The following is a 23,019-nucleotide window of genomic DNA, read 5'->3' as shown; positions in this document are numbered from 1 at the left end:
CCGGTCGGTCGCCGAGTATAAACAGTTAGGTCGCTAATGACAATGTGGTGAAGTGCCACTAAAGGCGGATGGCGCGTCGAATTATAAATGCCGTAAATAGGCTCTTCTGTGTTGCGAATTCACCCGTAAAACCCCTCTGCCGCAGGCGGCCCGCGCAAATTGACTTTGAGATTTATCTCACTATAGTGATGCGGGCCCTGCGTGGGGGGCCATGATGATTCCAAGCATAAAACAGGAGGCCATACATGGCTGACAACAAAGCGCAGTTGATCATCGAAGGCGCAGACGCCATCGAACTGCCCGTTTTAACCGGCACCGTAGGGCCTGACGTAATCGATGTACGAGGCCTGACCTCCACGGGTCGCTTTACCTTCGATCCCGGCTTCATGTCCACCGCCTCTTGCGAGTCCAAAATCACCTATATCGATGGTGACCAAGGCATTCTTCTGCATCGCGGCTACCCAATCGAACAACTGGCCGACAAGACGGATTATCTCGAGACCTGCTACCTCCTGCTAAATGGTGAACTGCCCACCGCCGAGGAAAAGGCGAAGTTCATCAGCACTATCAAGAACCACACGATGGTTCACGAGCAGCTCAAGTCCTTCCTCAACGGTTTCCGTCGCGATGCGCATCCGATGGCCATCATGTGCGGCGTTGTTGGCGCGCTCTCGGCCTTCTACCACGATTCCCTGGACATCAACGACCCGCATCACCGCGAAATTTCCGCAGTACGTCTGGTCGCCAAGATGCCGACCCTGGCCGCCATGGTTTACAAGTACTCCATGGGCCAGCCGATGATGTATCCGCGTAATGACCTGAATTACGCGGAGAACTTCCTTCACATGATGTTCAACACACCTTGTGAAGTGAAACCGATCAGCCCGGTTCTGGCCAAAGCAATGGATCGCATCTTCATTCTGCATGCAGATCACGAGCAGAATGCCTCCACTTCCACCGTTCGCCTGGCGGGCTCCACTGGCGCCAACCCATTCGCCTGTATTGCTGCAGGTATTGCGGCGCTTTGGGGGCCGGCACACGGCGGCGCTAACGAAGCCGTTCTCACCATGCTGGACGAGATTGGCGACGTGTCGAATATCGAGAAGTTCCTGGCCAAAGCCAAGGACAAGAACGATCCGTTCAAGCTGATGGGCTTCGGTCACCGCGTATACAAAAACTTCGATCCGCGCGCCAAGGTCATGAAGCAGACCTGCGACGAAGTACTGGGTGAGCTGGGCATCAACGATCCGCAGCTCGAGCTGGCGATGAAGCTGGAAGAGATCGCGCTGAACGATCCCTACTTCGCCGAGCGCAACCTGTATCCGAACGTGGACTTCTATTCAGGCATCATCCTCAAGGCCATCGGCATCCCGACCAGCATGTTTACCGTGATCTTCGCCCTGGCGCGTACCGTTGGCTGGATCTCGCACTGGAAGGAAATGATCGCGATGGGCCAGAAAATAGGTCGCCCGCGCCAGCTTTACACCGGCCACCCGCAGCGCGACCTGCCTCGCTGAGCCGCCTGGGAAACAAAAATAGCAGGCTGCACTTGCTGCTAAAGAAACCCCGCTCAATAGGCGGGGTTTCTTTTTATACCTTTGCTTTCGCGCGCGGCTTGTTCGGAGGTGCAAATAGCTTCCTATTTTCCGCTCGACCTAGCACAGCGGCTTGCTTTCGTAGCAGCGGACGACATCAAGATCCTTCCTTAACGATATTCTGCTCGTTTGCGCAGATCCCGCAGTGTGTTGTACGGCGCCTCGACGACAAACTTGTTTGCTAGCCATGACGGCACACTGCCACCCGGCTCCGTGTGCATCTGATAGGTGACCCGCACTCCACCCTCGCCCATCGGCTCGAACAGCCAAAAGCCTTCGACCTTGGTGACTCTGACGAAGCCTTCATTCTCCGCCACATAATCTGGAACGCCATTCAGCTCCCGCCGAAGCGCACCCCCCTCAAGTTCTCTACTCGTAACCTTCACCACTAAGTCGCGAGGCGCTACAGGCCATGGCGAGCTGAACTGGATATAGCTCCAAGCGTTAGCTCCCTTGATCTGCAACAGTTCCTGCTTCATGCACTGATGGATCCAGGCGCAGGCGTCGACCACATCTTCCTGCAGAGCACGCAACGTACCGAGGTCGGATTGGATTGTCGTAACGCCACGATACGCTTTATAGGCAGAGCCCGAGACCGGCTTCAAATACACCTGAACTCCATCCTTGTCCTGAGCCAGGCGCCATTTCCCCTCCGCATGAGCTATCGAAGCACAGACCAACCCCATCGCCAGCCAACGAACAAACGCCCTCATACACAGGCTTCCCATTTCCAGAATGTTCAAGCGCTCCGATATATCAGGCAGTGACCTGTTCCAGCCAGCCAAGCAGCCGAATCGCATCCTCCCGATTATCGCCACAAACACTAGGGTCAGCCTGGAAAGCGGCACATACCGCAGGCCGTGAAGGAAGACCAAACAGCTCGCACCGATTCGATTCGGAGAGATGTAAACAGCGTTCTCCAGCTGGCTTACCGGACGGCATGCCAGGTACCGGTGAGCTGATAGAAGGAGCGATGCAGCAGGCACCGCAACCGGGGCGGCAATTCATTCCAATCACCCGAAATGAAAAAACGGGGCGGCGATAATAATGGCTGCCTGAATAAAAGACACTAGTACCAGGACACGAGGCGCTTAACAGATACTTGCGGGACCGTGCGGCGGCCAAATAGGATCCGTCGTCGTCCTTCCGAGAATCCTTCATGCCCATCTGGCTTCAGACCGCTGCCCTGCTCTGCGCTTCGAACCTCTTCATGACCTTCGCCTGGTACGGGCATTTGAAGACACTCAACGGCAAACCCTGGCTGATCGCTGCGCTGATCAGTTGGGGGATCGCCCTGTTCGAGTACCTGATCATGGTGCCGGCCAATCGCATCGGCTACACCGAACTATCGATCGGCCAGTTGAAGATCATGCAGGAAGTGATCACCCTCGCCATCTTCGTTCCGTTCAGCGTGCTGTACATGCAACAGCCGCTGAAACTCGATTACCTATGGGCCGGGCTGTGCTTGCTTGGGGCGGTATATTTCATTTTCCGATCATGAGCGCGACTCGCAAAACACAACGTCATCAGCCTTCAGCCGGCCGCCGAGACCTGATGACGCCACCACAGTGCTTCGGCATACTGGCCGCCCTTTCCGCACCTTCAAGAGGTTTCGAATGTTCAAGGTCAACGAGTACTTCGACGGCACAGTCAAATCCATTGCCTTTGATATGGCGGCAGGCCCAGCCACCATCGGCGTCATGGCCGCGGGCGATTACGAGTTCGGCACCAATCAATTGGAAATCATGCATGTAGTGGCCGGCAGCCTGGACGTAAAGCTCCCTGGCAGCGAAAACTATCAAACCTTCGGGGCGGGCAGCCAATTCACCGTGCCAGCCAACAGCAAGTTTCAGCTGAAGGTGGCAACGGATACGGCTTATCTGTGCGAGTACCGCTAAACGGCAAGACCAGGCGCGGAAAACACACGCTCGTTACATGGAGTCCACCTTAGGTACCCTAGGGTGGATGGCCTCCGTGGAATATCGCGGAGCGTTTTCATCGATATTTTGCAGGAAGTCTCTCGGTCTGAGAGAGGCTCAATCCAGCGCCTTGTAGGCTTGATTGACCTGCCTGGACTGATTCAAGCGTGTCAACTCCCCAGCCACACGCGAGCGCTCCGCGTTGCCGGACTGCTGAAGGCGGTCATACAAGCGCGACAGTTGTACGAGTTGCTCATGCAGAGCGGCATCGGAAGCATCTTCGTCGCGCAGTGCCGCTACCAGAGCGCGGCACTCCAGGTCCAATATCGTTACCGCTTCCCAATCGGTCGCCTCCAGCGCGCCGCGCAGCTTGTCAGTCAGCGTAGCGAATGCCTGTTTGCGTGACTGCATGTGCATCCTCGAAGAAAGCGAATGGGTAAGCGTAAATGTAGCGCAAAGTAAACAGTGCGCCGGACAGGCCGGATTATGGCCGTGGTGCGATTTGATCCCAGGCCAGCTTGATTTCGCCCAGCAACCTGCCCACTTCGTTCAGCTTGTCGATATCGTTATGCCGGCTCGCCTCGAACAGACGCATCGTCATGTACTCATATAGGCGGTCCAGATTCTCCGCCAGCTCGCCGCCGACGCTCTTATCAAGCGCATCGCGCAAACCACCAATGATGTTGATGGCCTTGCCAACCAGCACACCCTTTTCCGCGAACGCATCACGTTCCATGGCGCCTTTCGCCTGCGCAATACGGTCCAGGCCACCCTGCATCAGCATTTGGATCAAACGGTGCGGATCAGCCTCGTTGACCTGAACCTTAACGCCGACCTGCTGATACTGCTTCATTGCTGCCATAGCATTCATTTGGATGAGCCCCTTGCCACATCAGTTCGTATATCCAATGTATCGGACGAGCGCGGGCGAACTTTATGGCCGGACGAGCTTTTTAACGAAGAAAGCCGCCTGGGCAAGGCGGCTTTTCAGTTTCACGAAACGCTACTTTTTAGAGTTGCTGGCTGCCCAGGGCAAGTTCTCCAACGACGCGAGCAAGCTGTTGGAGGTGTTGCCTAATTGGCCAACAAGTAGATCCATTGCGTTGAATTGCTTGTAGAGACGCTCCTGCAGCGAGGTGATACGACGGTTCAAATCCTCCTTCTGCTTGTCAATACCAGAGATGGTTTCGGTCATTACCTTATTGCGCTGCTCAAGAATACCGCCAGTTTCGGTGTACGGCTTGAGCCTGTTATCAAGACGAGTTGCTAAGCCGCTCTCGCCAGCGAACAATGCAGACAGCCCCTCGAAGCTATTGTCCATGACCTTGGTCAGCTTTTCGCTATCCACTTTGAGCGTGCCGTCTCTCTGGGTGGTAATACCGATATCGCTAAGCGCACGGATTCCATTCGCCCCGTCCACTTTTGCCAACTCGCTGCGAATGGTATTGAGCAAATTGCGAGCAGTCGCATCTCCAACCAGCGCGCCGGTTACCGGGGTTTTACCGTCACCTACCGGAGTAACCTTGGTTTGGGCATTAACAACGCCTATAAGCTTGTTATATGCATCGACGAAGCTCTGGATCTGCTTCGTCACTCCAGCCTTATCCAAACTCACACCGACCGTGATCGGCTTGTCGGCCTCCGTAAGGCCTTTCAACTCCAACGTCACACCTTCGATGGCCGTCCCGACTTTGTTGGTCTTGCTGCTGACATTCAGCCCATCGATTGTGAGCTCGGCGTTGCTGGCTTTCGTGATCACACCCGCCGAACCATCGTTACCCGGCGCGGCTGTTCCCCCAGCAAATGCGAGTTTGGACAAATCGCCGCTTTCGCCTGTGACAGCGACCGTGATGTCCTCGCCTGCACCTGTAGTCGAGCTATTGAGCACCAAACGTGAACCAGAACTGTCGGTCACTATGGTCGCGCTCAGGCCCTTCTCAGCGCCGGCTTTGTTAATTGCATCCCGGATCCCCGCCAGTGTGTTGTTGCCCTCAGCCACCGTGATAGCAGGCAGCGCAACATTACCGACGCTGACAGTGAGAGTCCCGCTACCCAAGGTTACCGGCGATTTCGGATCATCAACTATTGCCTGAAGCGCTACCTTGCTTCCAGCCGCAAGCTGGCTGACTTCAACCTTATAGCTGCTGGCACCAGCGGATACGCCTGCCGTTACCGCAACGAGATCAGTATTAGAAGAGGTTGCAGCTCTGGCCTGAAAAACATCGGGCTTGCCAAGCTTACCCAAGGCAGTCTGAAACTCGCTTATGGCACTTTTCAGCGTGCCGATCGCCGTAATCCGCGTCGTGGTTTTGGCCTCAAGCCTGCTGAGTTGCGCATCCTTCGGCGCACGCTCCGCCGCAACCATGCTGGCCACCACGCTATCGATATCGAGACCGGAACCGCCTAGACCCGTTATGCCTGCCATAGCCTTACCTCGTCAAAAAACCATCGTTACAGTGCGATCCGCATAGCATTCAATAAACGTGCCGCTCACGCCTTGGTCTCGAATAGCAGGCTGCGCATCTCGTCAAGCCGTTCGGCTAACCGAAGGATCTCTTCGGAAGGGATTTGCCGAACTACCGTTCCCGACTCGCCATCGACTACTCGAACGACCAGGTCGCCTGTTGAATCATCAATACTGAAACTTAAATCGCGTTGGGTACTTTGCATTTGTGCAAGCAATTTCTCCACCGCCTCGCCCACAGCCGTCGGCTGGGCAGCTTGGTCATCACTAGGTGCAGCTACCTCTTGCCGATCAGACGACGAAAACCCAGGCTCCTTGGAGAGTCTGGGTGCCGTACTGAGCGGGTTCAACGCGGGTCCAATCCAGGTTGCTTTTGCGACGTCCATGATTCACCTCGAAATGAATCGATGGGGAAGTGCAAGCACTCCCCCATCCTTACGCCATATCAGAGCCGCGTGTTACTGCAGCAGACTCAGGACTGCCTGTGGCAGCTGCTTGGCCTGCGCGAGAATCGCGGTACCGGCCTGTTGCAGAATCTGGTTCTTGCTCAGGTTAGCGGTTTCCGCGGCGAAGTCCGTGTCCTGGATACGACCGCGGGCGGCAGAGACGTTCTCAGCGATGTTCTGCAGGTTACCGATAGTGTTCTCGAATCGGTTCTGAACAGCACCAAGGTCAGCACGTTGCGAATCGATATCTCGAATGGCCTGGTCGATCACCATCACAGCCTCTTGAGATCCCTGCACCGTGCTTACATCAATCGCCGATACTTTGGTTTCTGTTGCCGATGTAGCTGCAGTATAAGCCGCACCAGCTGTCAGACCCGTAGGCAGCGCACTTACAGACAAAGCGGTGAGCGCGTTCGCCGAACCATCAGTATCTAGCGAGGAGATGATCTTGGTATCTCCACCTTCAGTTACAAAGGCGCCCAAGCCCACGTTCGCATCGTTGATCGCGGTCGCGATTTGCTGAGTTGCATCGGCGGCTGAAGTACCACTCGCGATGGTGGTAGTCACGGTGAAGTCTTCACCGTTAACGGTTCCACTCACAGTAACGGTACCCGAAGCGCTCGCGGTTCCGGCTGCGGCAGCAACAGACCCTTCGAAGGACTTACCTTTGAGAGAGTCGGTGCTCATTTCGTCAATCTTGACGCTAATGGTTTCGTTAGCCGCGCTACCCACCTGGAAGGTGGTGGTCTTGAAGCTGCCATCCAGCAATTTCTTACCACCGAAGGTGGTGGTGTTCGAAATACGATCCAGTTCTTTTTTCAGCTCACTCACTTCCGAGTTCAGTGCCTTGCGCTCGGAGTCACTGTTGGATCCGTTTGCAGATTGCAGAGCCAGATCACGCATACGCTGCAGCAGGTTTGTGGACTGCTGAAGGGCACCTTCGGCTGTTTGAGCCATCGAGATGCCATCGTTGGAGTTCTTCACAGCAACACCCAGACCATTCACCTGGCTGGTCAGACGGTTCGCGATTTGCAGGCCGGCGGCGTCATCTTTTGCACTGTTGATCCGGCTGCCCGTCGACAGACGCTGCATAGAAGTAGCCAGCGAGTTGGACGAGTTGTTCAGGTTGCGCTGAGTATTCAGGGAAGCAACGTTGGTGTTTACTGTCAAAGCCATGATGTTTGTCCTCCATCGGACCTAGCTTGTATTGCCTGGGTTGCGACCCTAGCCTGCAATGCTCAGGCAACCAGAGAGTTCGCATTCATCTCTTGTATCGGCGCTTCGTCTGGGACCTTTAGCGGCTGCTCACTTTTTTTTTGAAGCTGCCCATGCGTGCCGACTCAAGAGTTTGTACGACCGGTAACCGAGCCGAACGGAATCTATATCGACCAAAGGGCGAAGTACTTTAAAGCTGGAGAATTTACTGCCGCGGATTGCTACGGAAGGAAGGCGAACGCCTGGTTTGTATCGGGATGGGGCCCAAGGTGACTTGTCCGCAGCTCAGCTTAGCAATGACGGGATTTGCTTTATAGCAACTATAAGAAAAGAGCTATGCCCGGTCAGAGCTCTTGAGGTCACCCTTGTACTCGCTGGGTTTCGCCCAGCCAACAAAGCCCACAGGGGCTCAGAAGGCTAGGCTCAGATCGCAAGATCACCTTTTAACACGATGCGAACTCGAGGTTAGCGTCCCGTCCAGGCCGCGAGCCACTGATCCACCGGATCGCCGGTTAGCAGCCAATCACGATAAACCAACGTACGAAGCTCATCACCTAGACGTTCGGTAGCCTCGCGCTCGGCCATGTGACCGCGGATGGCGTCTACCCATTCGGAGAATCGATTCCTGACTCGCGTCACGGGCATAGCGCCACGATACGGTTCTATGTCGGTACACACCACCGGATAACCACAGGCACCATACTCCAGGAGTTTCAGGTTGCTCTTGCAAACGTTGAATGCATTGTGTTCCAACGGTGCGATAGCCAGATCCAGATCCAACGACGCCAGCGTTCGCGCGTAATGCTCGATGCTTACGCCCCGGTGCCATTCCTTGACATAAGGCTGAAGTGACTCAGGGCACATGCCAAAGAAAATCCAGTCAACCTCACCTGCAAGCTCTTTGACGACATCGGCGATTATACCCAAATCACCGGTGTGGCTGGATCCCCCTGCCCAGCCGACCCTCATGCGGCCGCGAGGAAGCCGCTTACGCTCGAGCCCTCCCCAGACTTCGGCTGGCAAACGATTCGGCATTACCAGGATATCCGAGTGGAAGCCCCTGAACGCATCGGCTAACGGCTCAGTGGAAACGACGAAGCGATCAACGAAACCAAGCCCTTGGCGAAGAGACCGGACAATATCCTTCGGCATTTGTGTTCGATGAACACTCTTAACTGGAAGGTTCGGTAGATAATCGTCGAGCTCATAAACCTTGAACGCTCGCGAAAAGGCCTGAATCCTACGCATCGCCTCCAGACGATCTGCTCCGATCTGCCGTTGCAGAATAATCGCATCCGGCTCGTATCGCTCCAGATCCGTGGGGTGCATCAGACCGACCGACACTGCGCCTTCAGCCAGTCCGCTGGACTGCATCGCCTGGAAAGGATAAATCATCCGGTAGTGCCCGCAACCGAACATGTCTCCAGGGTGAACCAATATGTTCGGCAATGGCTTCCAAGAAGACATAGGACGCCAGGAGATTGCGTTATCGGCAAGCTTGAAACCACCGGGCTTGACCAACGACAGATTTCGGTTGTACGCCGGGTCGCGTGCCAGAACGGGTAGCCAGCGGCTATACAGGCGATCCTGTTCAACCGTACTCAACGGCTCATCCGCGCGATCTTTCATTACGCTGACGTGCGGAGTCCAGACATTGAGATAGCCGGCCTGTTGGGCCTTTAAGCAAAGGTCGAGGTCAGCCCAGTTTTCCGCCTCACCCGACTCGTCCAACCCACCAAGTTCCAGGAACTTCTCGCGAGCAATCATCAAGCACGCGCCACTGACCGCGCTGTAGTTCTGGTCGACTTCAAGGCGATTCATGTAACCCGAAGCATCCAACTTCTCGCCTATGAACGGAGAGCAAGCGGGCCCCTGCAGACCAAGCACGATACCGGCGTGCTGAATTGCCCCAGCCGAGCTGACCATCTTGACGCCCACGGCGCCTACTTCCGGCCGTTGAGCATGATTCAGCATCGAGGTGAGCCAATCCTCCATCACGACCGCCGTATCCGCGGTGATGAAAAGCAGATAGTCCCCTCGTGCTTGCTGAACCGCGTAGTTTTGCGATGCCCGTAACCCTTTGGCCGCGCATTCGTCCAGCACACGCACGTTGGCTTCGCCCATAGCCTTCAAGCCATTCAGCCAAGTGACCATCTCATCGCCCTGCTCCTTTCTAGGAACAAGCAACAGCTCATAAGGGACATCCCGCGTCATTTCCAGGATGCTTTCCATGCACCGCTGAAACGCGGCCAGAGGCGCAAAAGCCGGAATAACGATCGAGACGCCTGGTGCCGTGGCATGCCCATATTGCAACCGATAACGTCCTGGCAGAAACGGTACGATCTCGGCCTGCGCGTATCCTCTGGTTCCCAAATGTTTTCTGATGGCCCTCACTTCATCGTCGCTATGTTCCAGTTGCAGCACAGGCGTAATCAACAGTGGCTCGGACACATGCCCAAGCCCAGCCAGGCCACCTTGTTCGATAAGGCGCAACACCAACTCGAATTCGAGCGCACCTGGATAGGAGCGATCGAACCCGCCAGCAGCTGTGAATACGTCACGCCGAAACAACCAGTGCCGCCCCATGCTGGCCGGAAAGCTCAATAGCAAATCGAGGTTGAAATCTGGTCGCAAGATAGGCAGCAGCTCACCGTTAGGAGCAACTTGAATCTCGTCGGTATATATCGCACGGCAGTCTGGCGCTGCGACAAGATCAAGTGCAGCGATCAGCAGACCGCTTGCTGTAAAACGCTCTCCGGCTTGCACTAGCAAGCACCACTCACAATCCAGCTGCGCCGCGGCCTGGTTAAGCGCCGTTACGTAGTTTTCCAGGGTTACCTGGATGGGCACGTCGCCAGAAAGCGCATCACCGCCGAAATCACCGACGGTCAACACCTTTGCTTCAATGTGCCGATACCCTTGCTGATCGTCCCGCAGGCTGGCTAGCGTCTGCGTGACAGACTCAACGTAGCCCTGTAGATCAAGCACCAGAACACCGATGCGTGGTCCACCCTGATTGTCCTCAAGGTGCTCTTCGATCAATCGTTGCTGCAAAGGATTCGGCAGACGCGCCGCGAGCCATGTCCGAACAATATCCCCTGGACTCCCGCTGGACATCTGTCCGAGCTGCGTTAATTTGGCGGCACGCTGGCTTTTGATGCTGGCATCGTCCAAATCCGAATGCCGCGAATACAGTTCACGGTACAGCGCTGGGTAATCTTTAAAAGCGTGTAGGGAGCGACGATCGGGCGCGGCGTCACCGACGCGCATGCGTACCTGTACCGTTTCTCGCTGCACATGGTGGAAAGGTAGCTTTATCGCCAATCGCAGCAGGAAATCCCAGTCCTCCAGGCCCGATAGCGTCTCGTCAAATTCGCCGACCTCGGCGGCCACTGCACGTGGCCAGGCAAACGTGTTGACCGGTATATAGTTGTCAACGAACAAGCGCTCGCGCGAATAGCTGTCATGCGGATACCGTCGCTCCTCCTGAAGGCTGTGGCGCACACCGTTTTCGATTCTTTCAGTCACGAACAACGCATCGCTGTAGACCACCTCGCCCGGGCGCTCCTGCAGTGCGTCAGCCAGAGTCTGTAGATGATCCGGCAGGAAGATGTCGTCGTCATCCAGATACACAACATATCGTCCGCGAGCCACGCGATGCGCTGCGTTTCGTGCGGCGGCCGGCCCTCGATTTCGGCCTTGGCGAATATAGGTGATGCAATAAGGGAAGCGCGCCAGCAACGGCTCCACTTCCTCACCATGATCGTTGACCAGAATCGCTTCAAAATCGCGGAACTGCTGCTTTTCAAGGCTTGCTAGCGCATCCAACAGAAGTTGCGGGCGATTGAAGGTAGTCAGCACGACGCTGAAGAACGGTTCATAGCGGCTGCCGGACAGGCGTTCAAGTTCCCTAATCCGGTCTTGATCACCGACGCCCAGCGCCTGCGCACGATAGGCGGCACGCAACGCCTGCGCCGGCTCGCCCAGTTCCTGGTGGATATGCGAAACCCGCCATAGAGCCGCACCCTGCCCCTGCGAATCGTCACTCAGGTCAGGGAACAGTCGGCTGGGGGAGTAACGCTCAACCATGTCCTGCGCGACCTTGGCTTCGAAAGCACGGGTCTTGGCACTGGAAAGACTTTCACCGTGCTGACGCCAGTGGCAGACGATGTTGTCGACCTTCTTGAAGCGGGCACTATCGGCAAGTCGAGTCCATATGTGGAAATCATGGCAGCGGACGAAGGCGACATCGTAGCCACCGTAGCGTTGGTATAGCGACCGACGCACAGCCGTGCCAGGGTTGGGCAGGCAGTTGCCACGGATCAACCGTGGCAACAGCGCCTCGCCATAGAAATCTGGATATTCGGTACGCCACAGCTTATCTGGACGGGTGTCGTCGAATATCTCCAAGTCGCCGTAATAGACATCGGCGTCCGGGCAGGCCTGTATGGTCCTACGCAGCGCGGCCAGTGCGCCCGGCGCTTGCCGATCGTCGCTGTCAATCCAGACGATGAACTCGCCGCGCGCAGCATCGATGCCCGTGTTGCGCGCCGCCGCGCCGCCGCCGTGCTGGTTGCGCAACAGCCGCAGTCGCGGATCGTCGATCTCGCCTACAATATCCAACGAACGGTCAGTGGATCCATCGTCGACGACGATTAGCTCAAAGTCCGGATCGCCCTGCGCCAGCACCGATTCGATCGCTTCTTTCACGTAGCGCTCGCGGTTGTACATGGGCATGACAACGCTGAAGAATGGCACGGGCGAGGTCGCCGTCTCCGCGACAGCCCGAGGCGCCGGAGCCATTGTCTGCGGAGCCGGCGCCGTTTCGCTGAATAGCTGGAAGCGCTTGTTCAGCCAATTCAGCACCTGCCCGATCAGCTCCAGTTTTTGCTCTGAGGCGATGGCTCGGTGCGTGGTGATGCTGTGCACAAATAGCTCAGCAAGCTGATGGTAGTGAGCGGCGCTCTTGCTACCGGTCATGCGCTCCATCGCCGTCGTGTCGCGCTTGCGGATCTCCCGGCGAATATATAGCGGCTTTTCGATGCGGGCGAAGGGCCCATGAGCGGCCAAGTGACAGAGGAAGGCCAGATCGGCGCTCACCACCGGGCGAAAATCCAGATCAATGAAGGAGCGACGGATTAGCTGGTTGACCGCCTCGCAACGATCCAGTGCGTGCAATAACTTGAGATAGCGCTCGTGGGGCGCCAACGGCTCGGCGAATATGTAGTTGCCGCCGTTGGTCTGGCCGAGCACCCTACCGGTGTCGTCAATCCACTGGGTCCGGCTGTAGACCAGGCTTATCCGATCATCGTCTTGCATCCGTGCATAGGCTTCGGCGAGGAATTCGGGAGCCAGCACGTCGTGCCCCCCGAGCCACATGAAGAACTCAGACGTAGTGTGTTCGAAGCAGTAGCGGAAGTTGGCGGAGGCACCGACGTTGCGTTCGTGGCGCACGTAGTGGAAGCGAGAGTCGCGCGTGCAGAACTCCCGGCAAATGTCACCCGTTCGATCGGTGGAGGCATTGTCGGCCACCAGCACCAGGAAGTCGGAGTGAGTTTGGGCAGCGAGCGACTCTAGTGTTTCCAGGACGTAGGCCCCCTCGTTGTACACCGGGACACTGACCACTATCCTGTTTTCAAACTTGTGCATGCACACCCCCACATCCTGATTCTTCACGCCCCGGCTAGGCCGGGGACCCGTAATTCTTGTCAGACCCGCTTCAGGTAGCCTTCCGGCGCCACGCTGATCAGCAACTTGCTGTCCATGCGCGCGTCCACCTGAAACTCTGGATGAGCATGCAAATATTCGCGTACCGCCGACTTCGGACTGTTGCCCTTGCCCCAAGGCCGTTCGGCCTGCAACTCGTCAGGCGTGTCCTCCACCACGGTGTCGAACACCACGCAGTAGCTGCCCGGCGATACCAGCGGCGCATAGGCCTTCAACTCGGCCAGCACATGATCGTGGGTGTGGTTGCTGTCCAGCGACACCAGCACCCGCTTGCCCTGAGCAGTCCGGCGCACGTGCTCAACCACTTCGGAGGCAATACTCGAACCCTGAATCATGTCGATGCGCCGTGACATGGGATGTGCCTCTATGGCTTCGCGGTTGTGCTGGCGAATATCGATGTCGATACCCAGCACTCTGGCATTCTGCGGGCCACCGCAGGCCGCGTTGAGTTCCAGCAGCGAGGCGAACAGGATCAGCGAACCGCCATGGGCGATACCAGTCTCGACGATCAGCTCCGGCTGAACGGTCCACACCAGCTCCTGCATGGCTACGATGTCCTGCGGATACTGAATGATTGGCCGGCCCAGCCAGCTGAAGTTGTAGGAGTAGCGATACTTGCCGCCCGCCTCCAGCATCCAGTCCAGAGAACGTTCCTTGAGTCCCTGGTCCTGGCCGGCGGCCTCGATATTGCGTTGCACTTCCGCTTGGAACTCGTCGTTTGCGCTCACTTTGTGTGCTCTCGCTCGATGATTTCGATCTTGTCGATGCGCCCACCGATCTGGGCGCCGATGTAGAGGTTTTCCCATAGCCGCGGCTCGTCGTAGCCGGCACTGCGCATCGCAGCAGCCGTCTCGTCGATATCGTAGGCCACCCGTTGCAGGACGATGCTCGTGCCGTCGAACAGGGCGAAGGCAGCACGAGGGTCGCCATCGCGCGGCTGGCCAACAGAACCGGGGTTGCAATAGATTTTCTCGCCCAGCGAAGCCAGCACCTGAACATGGGTATGCCCCGAAAAGTAGTAGCGCCACGGGCCACTCAGCTTGTCCGGGGAAACGCGATAGAGATACTGGTCGCGAGGGTCTTCCCAACCGCCGTGCACGAAGCAAGCGTCGCCCTCCTCGTACTGAGAGCTCAAGCCAGCCAGCATTTCGACCTGGTCCCGGCGTACCACCCGAGCCTGATGTTCCAGCAGCGATGACACCAGCCGCGAGCGAGGACAGCCTGTGCCTTCCACCAAGTAGCTATCGTGGTTGCCGAGCAGCTGTACGGCGCCGCGCTCCGCCAGTAGATCAATGCATTTGTCCGGCTCGGCGTAGTAGCCGGTCACGTCGCCCAGGGATATCACTCGCGAACAGCCGAGTCGATCCGCCGCCGCCAGTACCGCGCGTAGGGCCGGGAAATTGCCATGAACATCCGATATCACTGCGATCATAGGTACTCGATGTGGTCCTCGATATAGCGGCTGCAAAGCGCCGTATGCCAGTTGGCGGATACCGGGCGCTGCCCTCGGCAAAAATAGTCAATGCTCATGGCCGCCTCGTTGAAGCCGAGCGCCGCACGCAGCGATACCGAAGCTGACAGGCGTGGATTGATCTCCAGCAGCCAGGCACGGCCATCGGCCTTGCGGAACTGGTAGTTGGTCGGACCCACCGGCTGAAAATGTGCGGTCAGCGCCTCGCAGGCGCTCTCGATCAACTCATCGCCGTCGATGCTCCGGGCACGCCAGGTGGCGCCACCCGGGCCTAAGGTTCGCTGGAGGATGGCTGGGCGGCTGGACTGGCCGTCACCGTAGCCGAACAGGCCGACTGTATATTCCTCGTCGTCGCTGCCGATCACCCGCTGTAGCATGAAATTGTCGCCCTGCTTACGCGCCTGATAACGCAGGTCTTCCTCGTCCTCCACCAACGCCTGACCACGGCCACCCGACCCCCGGCGCGGTTTGCACAGAAGCGGCGCTGGGCCGAGCTGCGCCAGTACCTGTGCCCAGTCGGTCGAAAGGCTGGTAGGAATCGTCGGAAGACCGGCCTCCAACAACGCCAGGTGCAGGCCCCACTTGTCCCGCGCCAGGTTGATCAGGCGACTGTCGTTAAGTGCCACGGCCACTCCCGCAGCATTGAAAAGCTCGCGACGGGTGTCGAAGTAAAAGACGTCCTGCTCGATGCAAGGGAGTACCAAGTCGATCGCTTCCCGCTCCAGCAATTGCAGCAGAAAACGGTCGTAGGCCGCGTCCGTCTCCGCCATCGCCGGTTTGAAATGGAATGCGTCGCAGGCGTGACGCCCGAAGGCTTGCGGATCGCGGTCAAGACCGATGATTCGAACGCCCGGCAGTTGACGCAGCGACTTGGCTACACCCTGACCGATGATCGCGCCTACGCCCGTCACCAGCACTCGCACCGTAGCGGCTTCAGGCGACATCGAACACCTCGAAGCACGCAGCATGGCCACCGTCTCGGATGCCACGCAGGCCATCCGTCATCGGCGTGAAAACCAAGCCCAGCGCCGCCAATTCAGGTGATGCCGGAGGGAAGTAGGCCGGCCAGAAGGGCGTCTTCTCCTGAGCGATCTCAATCCCTCCGCCTTCGTCGAAAACGGCGTAGGCCTGGCGGGCGATTTCCAGATAGGTCTCGCCCATGGGGTGGCAGACATGCAGAACGCCAAGCATGTGCGCCTCGCTGGCGACAACCATCAAAGCGGCTGCGTCTTGCACGTGAACGAAATTGCGTGGCGCGTCGCCCGGAGGCAGACGCAAAATACGGCCGCTGCGAGCGTGGCTGACGATGCGTCCGAACCAGCGTTGATGCCGAACGCATTCGCCCCGCTCATCGTATAGCTGGGCAAAGCGCAGGCTAATGAAATCCTGACCGCTCTGCGCCAGCCCCCACGCCAATATTGCTTCCGCGCGTGCCTTTGACGCGCCATAGCTGCTGGCAAAGGTCGTACCCTCGCGCCGCGCCGACGAAGTACTCCCGGCGTACACCACCCGCCGACATCCAACCGCACGCGCCAGGGCCAATACCTGATGGGCACCGAGCACATTGACGCGGTCGTTCAGCCACGCGCCGTGCGGCGAGTCATCACCGAAGGCCGCCGCGCAGTGGAACAGCACATCCACCTTGATATGCGGAAAATCGGTGCGCAGGGCTTCGCTACCCAATTCCAGCGGTATCTCGCAGTCGCCCGAGCGCCCCGCGCCGATGACCTGCCAGCCCCGCGTACGCAAATGCTCACTCAGCCTACTGCCGAGCATTGAGCTTGGGCCCACCACTAATGCACGCGGCATCAGACCGCCTGTACTTCCATCAGAAGGCCGACGCAGAGGTCAGGAAAGTCTACCCCTACCTCGCACATGGCTAGCAAATTTTCCTCGAACTCAGGCATGGGCTGCATGTAACCAAGCGGCAGCGGCTTGAGGTAGATGCCTTCCTCCCAGGTGACTTCATAGCCCTCCGCCTGCAGCAGCGCCTTAAGTGTGTCGCGACAGAACTGGCGCTGATGACCCAACGCATGGTCATTGGCGTTGAGTTCGTAGATGTCGCCTATTTTGCCCATGGCCAACCCCAGACGACGGTTCAGCGACTTGGCGTTGGGCACAGCCACGTAGAGCCGACCACCGGGGCGCAGATTGTCATGGAAGCGACGCAGGATAAGACTGGGATCGTCCACGTGCTCGAGGATGAAGCCCATCAACAGCACATCGAACTGCTCGCTGCTATCGAAGTGCTCGAAATAGCCTTCCACCAGCTCGATGTTCAGTCCCGGATAGTTGTCCCGAAACAGATCTATCACGACCGACGACCCCTCGAGCACTACATGACGTTGGAAATGGCGATTGAACAACGCGGTGGTGTAGCCGTGCCCCAGTCCCAATTCCAGTAGCGAACTCGGCGATGCCCCTTCGAGACGGCGCAGGATGCGCGGCGGATACCAGTTGAGGATCAACTCGTTCTCCAGAGAGGTTGCCGCCCCGGGTTTGTACTGCGAAGTCACTTCGTTCAGCTTGTTCATACCTGATCCCTTGCTGCCAGCGCCTGGCGCCAATGGGTCACATCCGAATCGATGAAAAACCTTCCGTCTCTCCCGCAGTTGGCCACCAGATCGAGAACGGTGACGTAGGGTGTGAACGGCGGAAACTTCTGAGGGTACTCACGCTTGCGGTAATCCATGTAGCAGACCTTGATGCCAGCCTGCTCCATGGCTGCGTGGTTCAGATAGCTCAAGGCTCCCATGCCGGTCACGTAGCGGTCGCCGCCCAGGCGCGATACCAGCCCCTGGATCAGATCGCTCTTGCGCCCCGTCACCGCCAGTTGCGAGGAGCGATGCAGGCGTTTGCCTTGCAGCAGGCCGAAGTAGTCCACTACCACCTGCATACCTTCGATGAGTAGCTCGCAGAAGCCCAGATCGCGGCGCAGCAGCACCGATTCGGCCAGCCCGAGCGCATCCTGCAGATGCGGAGCGCCAGCCAGCGCCAAGGCCAGCGTACGCAAGTGCTTGTCGCGCCAGCCCGAGTTTTCAACGCATTCCAAATCGCAGATCCGCGCGTCGCGGCTGTGCTGGCGCAGAGGCACGGTCAGCCAGGCGCTGCCGTTGGGGGTCTTGTACTGCACCCGGTTGATAAAGCCGCGAGCGAATTGCACGTCGTCGAAGAACACGAAGTCATCGGCCAGCCGCCACTGCTCGAACATCCCAACCCAAGGGAAATACATGGGCTGAGAGATCACCACCGTACTCACCGTCCCGCCTCGTCGTGCAACGCCTCGACCACAGCGCAGACACGGTCAATATCCAAGTCGCGCATGTCGTGAAAGCTTGGCAGATTGATGGCTCGCTCCGGGATGCTAGCGGAATGGCCACCGGCAGCCGGTACGCGGCCTTGGAACATCGGCAGTGCAGAGAGCGGGTAGAAGAACACCCGCGCATCGATATTGTTCTCGGCGAAGCGCTCCAGCAATCGCTCCCGGGTGATGCCGAGTGCGGCATCGAAGACCACCGTGGGCATCCAGGCGCCGATGCGCGTTCCCTCGGGTTCAGGATTCAGATGCAGGCCATGCAGGCCACCCAGACGCTCACGATAGGCCGCCATGATGGCCTGCTTGCGCTCGATCAGCTCGCCGATACGCTCGATCTGGGCACAGCCGAGCGCGGCCTGCAGGTTGGAAATCTTGTACTTGAAGCCCAGCAGGTCGGGCCAGAACTGGCGCGTCTGCCCCTTTATCCGGCCGTGGTTGGACAGGCCGAGGACATACTCGAACAACTCGTTGTCGTTGGTGACAAACATGCCACCTTCACCGGTGGTCATGGTCTTGGTGCCGTGGAAGGAAAACACACCGAAGCGGCCCATGCTGCCCGCACGTCGTCCATGCCACTCGGCGCCGATGGCTTCAGCCGCGTCCTCGATCACCGGAACACCATGCCGCTCGCCAATGGCCAGCAGTTCATCCATAGCGCAGAGGTTGCCGTACAGGTGGACAGCGATGATCGCTCGAGTACGAGGCGTGATGGCTGCCTCTACCTGCGCCGGGTCCAGGCACCAGCTGTCCTGGCAAATATCGACGAATACCGGGGTCGCCCCAAGGTGCACGGCTGGTGCCACAGAGGCAATCCAATTGGTGTCGGCGAGAATCACTTCGTCGCCTGCTCCAATGCCAAGCGCCGCCAGCCCCATGTGAAGGGCACCGGTGCAGCTTGATGTCGCGATGGCGTATTTCACCCCGAGGTGTTGTTTGAAGGCTTCTTCGAAGCGTTCGATGTACTCGTAGCAGCGCGGTCCCCAACCGTGACGAGCCGCATCGGTCACATACCGCACTTCCAGCTCGGAAATGGACGGTTGGGTGTACTGGATGCGCGGCTTCATTTCACCTCCAGACGAGGAACGGCAGTGATGAAACGGCCACCCCATTCACGGATTCGCTCGTTCTGCTTCATCACTTCTTCGGCGATGTTCCAAGGCAGCACGAGCAGCAGATCTGGACGTATCTCGTCCAAATCCCGAGGAGATCGGATCGGCACGTGGCTGCCTGGTAGATATTTGCCCTGCTTCGACGGTGCAGCATCGAACACGCAAGGTAACAGGTCGGGCTTGATGCCAGCATAGTTGAGGATGGTGTTGCCTTTGGCGGCAGCTCCATAGGCTGCAACCCGCCGGCCCGCGCGCTTCTGCTCCAGCAGAAAGCTCAGCAGATCATTCTTCACTCGGTCCGCCCTGGCCTGGAATCCGCTGTAGACAGCCAACTCGCGGAGACCAGCATTGGCCTCCGCTTGCAACACGACATCCACCGCAGCCGCACGAGAACGTGGGTCATCTCCATGGCACGCGAAGATGCGCAGGCTGCCGCCATGAGTGGTCAGCTCTTCGGCATCGTAGATGCGCAGACCAACAGCTTCGAGAATACGTCGGACGCTGTACAGCGACAGGTAAGAAAAATGCTCGTGATAGACGGTATCGAACTGCACCCGTTCGATCAGGCGCAGCAGGTGCGGAAATTCCAGGGTCAGGGTACCACCGGGCTTGAGCGCAGCCTTGAGGCCGCGGGCAAAATCGTTGATGTCCGGCACGTGAGCGAACACGTTGTTGCCCAGCAGCAGATCGGCCTGCCTGCCCTCTCCGGCCAGCCGACGGCCGAGCGACTCCCCGAAGAACTCACGCAGCACCGGAACACCCAGGCGCTGGGCAGCATCGGCGGTGCTAGCGGTCGGCTCGATGCCCAGGCAGGGCACGCCGGCCTCGACAAAATTGCGTAGCAGGTAGCCATCGTTAGAAGCCACCTCGACCACTAGGCTGTCCGCCCCCAGCGCGAGCGTCTTTCGCATGCGCTCGGCGTAGTCACGGGCATGCGCGAGCCAGCTGCTGGAGGTAGACGAGAAATAAGCGTAGTCCGCGTCGAAAAGCTCGCCGGCCTCGGCATAATCCTCGGTCTGCACCAGCCAGCAGTGCTCGCAAACCCACAAGCGCAGCGGGTAGTAGCGCTCGGGCCGATTCAGATCCGCCTCTGTCAGATAAGCGTTCGACGGTGGTGCATGGCCCAGGTCGAGGAAGGCATATCGCAGCCGCGCTTCGCAATGACGGCAGTTCATGGTGCCAGCCCGATGAAATCTGAGGTGATCAGGGGATGCTGCTGATCGCGCGCCGACAGATCCCGCGCCGGCAGGGGCCAGTCGATCGCCAGCGCCGGATCGTCGTGGCGCACCCCGCCTTCAGCATCGGGCCGGTAGAACTCGGTGTGCAGATAGAGCATTTCGCTGTCCTCCTCCAACACCTGAAAACCGTGAGCGCAGCCTTCCGGGATAACCAGCATGCGCTGGTTTTCGGCGCTCAGGCGTTCTGCGTGCCAGCACAGAAAAGTCGAAGAGTTGCGGCGCAGGTCCACTACCACATCCCACACTTGGCCACGGATACAGCGCACCAGCTTCATCTCGGCATGAGGAAAATGCTGAAAGTGAAGACCGCGGAGGGCACCAACCTGCCGAGTGACCGATTGATTGACTTGCACGATTCGACGCTCGCCCAGCAGCGAAGCCAGCGCCTCAGCACAAAACAAACGGGTGAAGGAACCGCGCTCGTCACGTCGGGAATCGCACTTGACGCATAGCAGGTCATCAATGGGCGTCGCGACCGGAATCAAGCCCATACGCATCCTGCCGCTTTTGCCGCTTCACTGAACGAACCCAACTGCGCCCGAGTGCAGACCTCACCGCGCTCATGGAAGTGGCGGTACCAGTCAGCGGTAGCTTCGAGGGCAGTCGACAATTCCCATACGGGAGCCCAGCGTAGCCCCGCACGCGACTTAGCGTTGTCCAGATAGAGCAGCTGCGCTTCGTGCAAGCCATCGCCAGGTGAGACCTGCCAGGTCACCGCCGGCCAGTGCCTCTGCAAGGCGCGGAGAACATCTGCCACGGAGCGGTTAGCCTCCGGCGACGGGCCGAAGTTCCAGGCCTCGGCGAAGGTACGGTCGCCCTCTAGTAGGCGTTGCCCTAGCAGCAAGTAGCCGGAAAGACACTCCAGCACGTGCTGCCAGGGCCGGGTTGCAGTGGGCGAACGGATTTCCAGAGTCTGCCCCGCCTGCATTGCACGTACTAGATCGGGGATCAGACGGTCTTCCGCCCAGTCACCACCACCGATGACGTTTCCCGCCCGAGCCGTTGCCAGCAGAGGGCCAATCTCGCTCCAGAAAGACTTTCGATAGCTGGCGCAAAGAAGCTCGACGGCCGCTTTAGAGGCGCTATAGGGGTCATGTCCGGCCAGTTCGTCGCGCTCACGGTAGCCCCAAGGCCATTCATGATTTGCGTATACCTTATCGGTTGTTACGACCACCACGGCGGCAACGCTAGACGTTTGTCGGCAGGCCTCTAGCAGATTGGCGGTGCCCAGCACGTTACTCGTCCAAGCCTGCAGGGGTTGCCGATAGGACGGCCGCACCAGCGTCTGGGCGGCGAGATGGAATACGATTTCCGGACGATGTGCCCCAATCACACGGTGCAGTTCGCCCGCATCGCGGATATCGCCGCGCAGGTCGGGTATCTGGAGCCCCAGCCCATCCCAATGGCTAACTTTTTCCTTTGGGTCGCTTGGCAGTGAAAAACCGACCACATCGGCGCCGAGCTCAACCAACCATGCTGCGAGCCAACTACCCTTGAAGCCGGTATGCCCTGTCAGCAATACCTTGCGCCCCCGGTAGCACTCCGCGAATTGGTTCATTGCCAAACCTTCCACGGCGCATTGCCGCTCAGCCAGAGGTCGTTCAGTTGATTCTTATCCCTCAGCGTGTCCATCGCCTGCCAAAACCCGCGGTGACGGAACGCCATTAATTTTGACTCATCCGCAAGCTGCATCAGCGGACCGCCCTCCCAGCTGCTCTGGTCGCCATCGATATAATCGATGACCGAAGGGTTGAGAATGAAAAAACCTCCATTAATCCAGGAGCCGTCGCCTGCGGGTTTCTCTTGGAAGGCACCGACGCGGTCTCCGTCCATGTCAAGCGCCCCGTAACGACCAGGTGGCTGGATCGCCGTCACCGTGGCCGGCTTGCCATGGGATTTGTGAAACTCGACGAGTGCACTAACGTCGATATCCGCAACACCGTCGCCATAGGTAAAGCAGAACGGATCGTCACCCAGGTGCTCGCGTACTCTGCGCAGCCGGCCTCCCGTTAGTGTGTCGTCTCCAGTGTTGACCAAAGTAACTCGCCAGGGCTCGACGTAGCGTTGGTGCACTTCCATGGAGTTGGTCGACATATCGAACGTCACGTCTGACATATGCAGGAAGTAATTAGCGAAATATTCCTTGATCACATAGCCTTTGTAACCCAGGCAGATCACGAATTCCCTGATGCCGTGATGGGAATAGATCTTCATTATGTGCCAAAGAATTGGCTTTCCGCCGATTTCGATCATCGGCTTGGGCCTGAGATGGGATTCTTCGCTGATGCGCGTACCCAATCCGCCAGCAAGAATAACTGCCTTCATCGCAACGCCCTCGACTTCGGATGCTGAACCAACTGTCAATTAAGCGACATTTTTGTTCTTCAGTATTCGACTTCAGCAATAAGCAGGCCATTCCCTTTAGCCTGGTGCAAACCCTGCTCGGTGACCTGCCGCAACGCTCAGAACTTGAAGTTCCTCGTAGGCAGATTTACCGAGACGACTCCAGCACCTGGATG

At 58.2% G+C, this 23,019-nt stretch carries 22 protein-coding genes; 3 read left to right on the top strand and 19 right to left on the bottom strand.

Features of this window, described 5'->3' with window-relative positions:
* Window positions 1-245: 245 nt before the first annotated feature.
* On the top strand, window positions 246-1,517 hold the full coding sequence (gene gltA, locus ACL0K2_RS22170) for a citrate synthase (RefSeq protein WP_045161514.1): 1,272 nt from the start codon (window positions 246-248) through the stop codon (window positions 1,515-1,517).
* A 188-nt stretch (window positions 1,518-1,705) separates the two neighbouring features.
* Here gltA and ACL0K2_RS22165 read toward each other — a convergent pair whose 3' ends face one another.
* Window positions 1,706-2,323 (bottom strand): START domain-containing protein, encoded by a 618-nt coding sequence (locus ACL0K2_RS22165; RefSeq protein ID WP_413044507.1) that lies wholly within the window; start codon window positions 2,321-2,323, stop codon window positions 1,706-1,708.
* Window positions 2,324-2,351: 28 nt separating this feature from the next.
* A complete protein-coding gene (locus tag ACL0K2_RS22160; protein WP_080890569.1) occupies window positions 2,352-2,603 on the bottom strand; it encodes a YkgJ family cysteine cluster protein in 252 nt (83 codons plus the stop codon).
* Between the two features lie 151 nt (window positions 2,604-2,754).
* On the opposite strand from ACL0K2_RS22160, the gene ACL0K2_RS22155 reads away from it, so the two are divergent.
* Together ACL0K2_RS22155 and ACL0K2_RS22150 are read left to right on the top strand one after the other, a co-directional pair.
* Window positions 2,755-3,096, top strand: coding sequence for a DMT family protein (locus ACL0K2_RS22155; protein ID WP_045161513.1), 342 nt, complete (start codon window positions 2,755-2,757; stop codon window positions 3,094-3,096).
* Between the two features lie 115 nt (window positions 3,097-3,211).
* On the top strand, window positions 3,212-3,493 hold the full coding sequence (locus ACL0K2_RS22150; protein ID WP_413043421.1) for a pyrimidine/purine nucleoside phosphorylase: 282 nt from the start codon (window positions 3,212-3,214) through the stop codon (window positions 3,491-3,493).
* A 138-nt stretch (window positions 3,494-3,631) separates the two neighbouring features.
* Here ACL0K2_RS22150 and fliT read toward each other — a convergent pair whose 3' ends face one another.
* The 17 genes from fliT to rfbF all read right to left on the bottom strand — a co-directional run bounded on the left by fliT (window position 3,632) and on the right by rfbF (window position 22,825).
* Window positions 3,632-3,925 (bottom strand): flagellar protein FliT, encoded by a 294-nt coding sequence (gene fliT, locus ACL0K2_RS22145; protein WP_413043420.1) that lies wholly within the window; start codon window positions 3,923-3,925, stop codon window positions 3,632-3,634.
* Window positions 3,926-3,998: 73 nt separating this feature from the next.
* Window positions 3,999-4,385, bottom strand: coding sequence for a flagellar export chaperone FliS (gene fliS, locus ACL0K2_RS22140; protein ID WP_045161509.1), 387 nt, complete (start codon window positions 4,383-4,385; stop codon window positions 3,999-4,001).
* Window positions 4,386-4,517: 132 nt separating this feature from the next.
* A complete protein-coding gene (gene fliD, locus ACL0K2_RS22135) occupies window positions 4,518-5,939 on the bottom strand; it encodes a flagellar filament capping protein FliD (RefSeq protein ID WP_045161508.1) in 1,422 nt (473 codons plus the stop codon).
* Between the two features lie 65 nt (window positions 5,940-6,004).
* Complete coding sequence (locus ACL0K2_RS22130; protein WP_045161506.1) at window positions 6,005-6,364, bottom strand: flagellar protein FlaG; 360 nt, start codon at window positions 6,362-6,364, stop codon at window positions 6,005-6,007.
* A 72-nt stretch (window positions 6,365-6,436) separates the two neighbouring features.
* The gene (locus ACL0K2_RS22125; RefSeq protein WP_045161505.1) at window positions 6,437-7,600 is read right to left on the bottom strand and encodes a flagellin; all 1,164 of its coding nucleotides are present in this window, start codon (window positions 7,598-7,600) and stop codon (window positions 6,437-6,439) included.
* A 504-nt stretch (window positions 7,601-8,104) separates the two neighbouring features.
* On the bottom strand, window positions 8,105-13,288 hold the full coding sequence (locus tag ACL0K2_RS22120) for a glycosyltransferase (RefSeq protein ID WP_413044506.1): 5,184 nt from the start codon (window positions 13,286-13,288) through the stop codon (window positions 8,105-8,107).
* A gap of 59 nt (window positions 13,289-13,347) precedes the next feature.
* Window positions 13,348-14,094 carry a cephalosporin hydroxylase family protein gene (locus ACL0K2_RS22115; RefSeq protein ID WP_413043419.1) on the bottom strand — a complete coding sequence of 249 codons (747 nt, stop codon included), beginning with the start codon at window positions 14,092-14,094 and terminating at the stop codon, window positions 13,348-13,350.
* On the bottom strand, window positions 14,091-14,798 hold the full coding sequence (locus ACL0K2_RS22110; protein WP_045161502.1) for a metallophosphoesterase family protein: 708 nt from the start codon (window positions 14,796-14,798) through the stop codon (window positions 14,091-14,093). The genes ACL0K2_RS22115 and ACL0K2_RS22110 overlap by 4 nt, the downstream gene beginning before the upstream one ends.
* Window positions 14,795-15,781: an ATP-grasp domain-containing protein gene (locus ACL0K2_RS22105; protein WP_045161501.1), complete on the bottom strand. Its 987-nt coding sequence runs from the start codon at window positions 15,779-15,781 to the stop codon at window positions 14,795-14,797. Before ACL0K2_RS22105 ends, ACL0K2_RS22110 begins: the two co-directional genes overlap by 4 nt.
* Window positions 15,771-16,646 (bottom strand): NAD-dependent epimerase/dehydratase family protein, encoded by an 876-nt coding sequence (locus ACL0K2_RS22100; protein WP_045161500.1) that lies wholly within the window; start codon window positions 16,644-16,646, stop codon window positions 15,771-15,773. Before ACL0K2_RS22100 ends, ACL0K2_RS22105 begins: the two co-directional genes overlap by 11 nt.
* The gene (locus tag ACL0K2_RS22095; protein ID WP_045161499.1) at window positions 16,646-17,371 is read right to left on the bottom strand and encodes a class I SAM-dependent methyltransferase; all 726 of its coding nucleotides are present in this window, start codon (window positions 17,369-17,371) and stop codon (window positions 16,646-16,648) included. Before ACL0K2_RS22095 ends, ACL0K2_RS22100 begins: the two co-directional genes overlap by 1 nt.
* Entirely contained in the window at window positions 17,368-18,096 is a 729-nt protein-coding gene (locus ACL0K2_RS22090) for a WbqC family protein (RefSeq protein ID WP_413043418.1), read from the bottom strand. Before ACL0K2_RS22090 ends, ACL0K2_RS22095 begins: the two co-directional genes overlap by 4 nt.
* Window positions 18,093-19,217: a DegT/DnrJ/EryC1/StrS family aminotransferase gene (locus ACL0K2_RS22085; RefSeq protein WP_413043417.1), complete on the bottom strand. Its 1,125-nt coding sequence runs from the start codon at window positions 19,215-19,217 to the stop codon at window positions 18,093-18,095. The genes ACL0K2_RS22090 and ACL0K2_RS22085 overlap by 4 nt, the downstream gene beginning before the upstream one ends.
* Complete coding sequence (locus tag ACL0K2_RS22080) at window positions 19,214-20,437, bottom strand: methyltransferase domain-containing protein (protein WP_413043416.1); 1,224 nt, start codon at window positions 20,435-20,437, stop codon at window positions 19,214-19,216. Before ACL0K2_RS22080 ends, ACL0K2_RS22085 begins: the two co-directional genes overlap by 4 nt.
* On the bottom strand, window positions 20,434-20,991 hold the full coding sequence (rfbC, locus tag ACL0K2_RS22075) for a dTDP-4-dehydrorhamnose 3,5-epimerase (protein ID WP_239612040.1): 558 nt from the start codon (window positions 20,989-20,991) through the stop codon (window positions 20,434-20,436). Before rfbC ends, ACL0K2_RS22080 begins: the two co-directional genes overlap by 4 nt.
* Window positions 20,982-22,058 carry a CDP-glucose 4,6-dehydratase gene (rfbG, locus tag ACL0K2_RS22070; protein WP_413043415.1) on the bottom strand — a complete coding sequence of 359 codons (1,077 nt, stop codon included), beginning with the start codon at window positions 22,056-22,058 and terminating at the stop codon, window positions 20,982-20,984. Before rfbG ends, rfbC begins: the two co-directional genes overlap by 10 nt.
* Window positions 22,055-22,825 (bottom strand): glucose-1-phosphate cytidylyltransferase, encoded by a 771-nt coding sequence (rfbF, locus tag ACL0K2_RS22065; protein WP_239612039.1) that lies wholly within the window; start codon window positions 22,823-22,825, stop codon window positions 22,055-22,057. Before rfbF ends, rfbG begins: the two co-directional genes overlap by 4 nt.
* Window positions 22,826-23,019: the final 194 nt, after the last annotated feature.

The organism is Pseudomonas sp. YJ42, assembly GCF_047225135.1.
Taxonomy (GTDB): domain Bacteria; phylum Pseudomonadota; class Gammaproteobacteria; order Pseudomonadales; family Pseudomonadaceae; genus Stutzerimonas; species Stutzerimonas stutzeri_E.
Note: the sequence above shows the minus strand (reverse complement) of the source record. Positions and strands in the feature narration are given on the sequence as shown.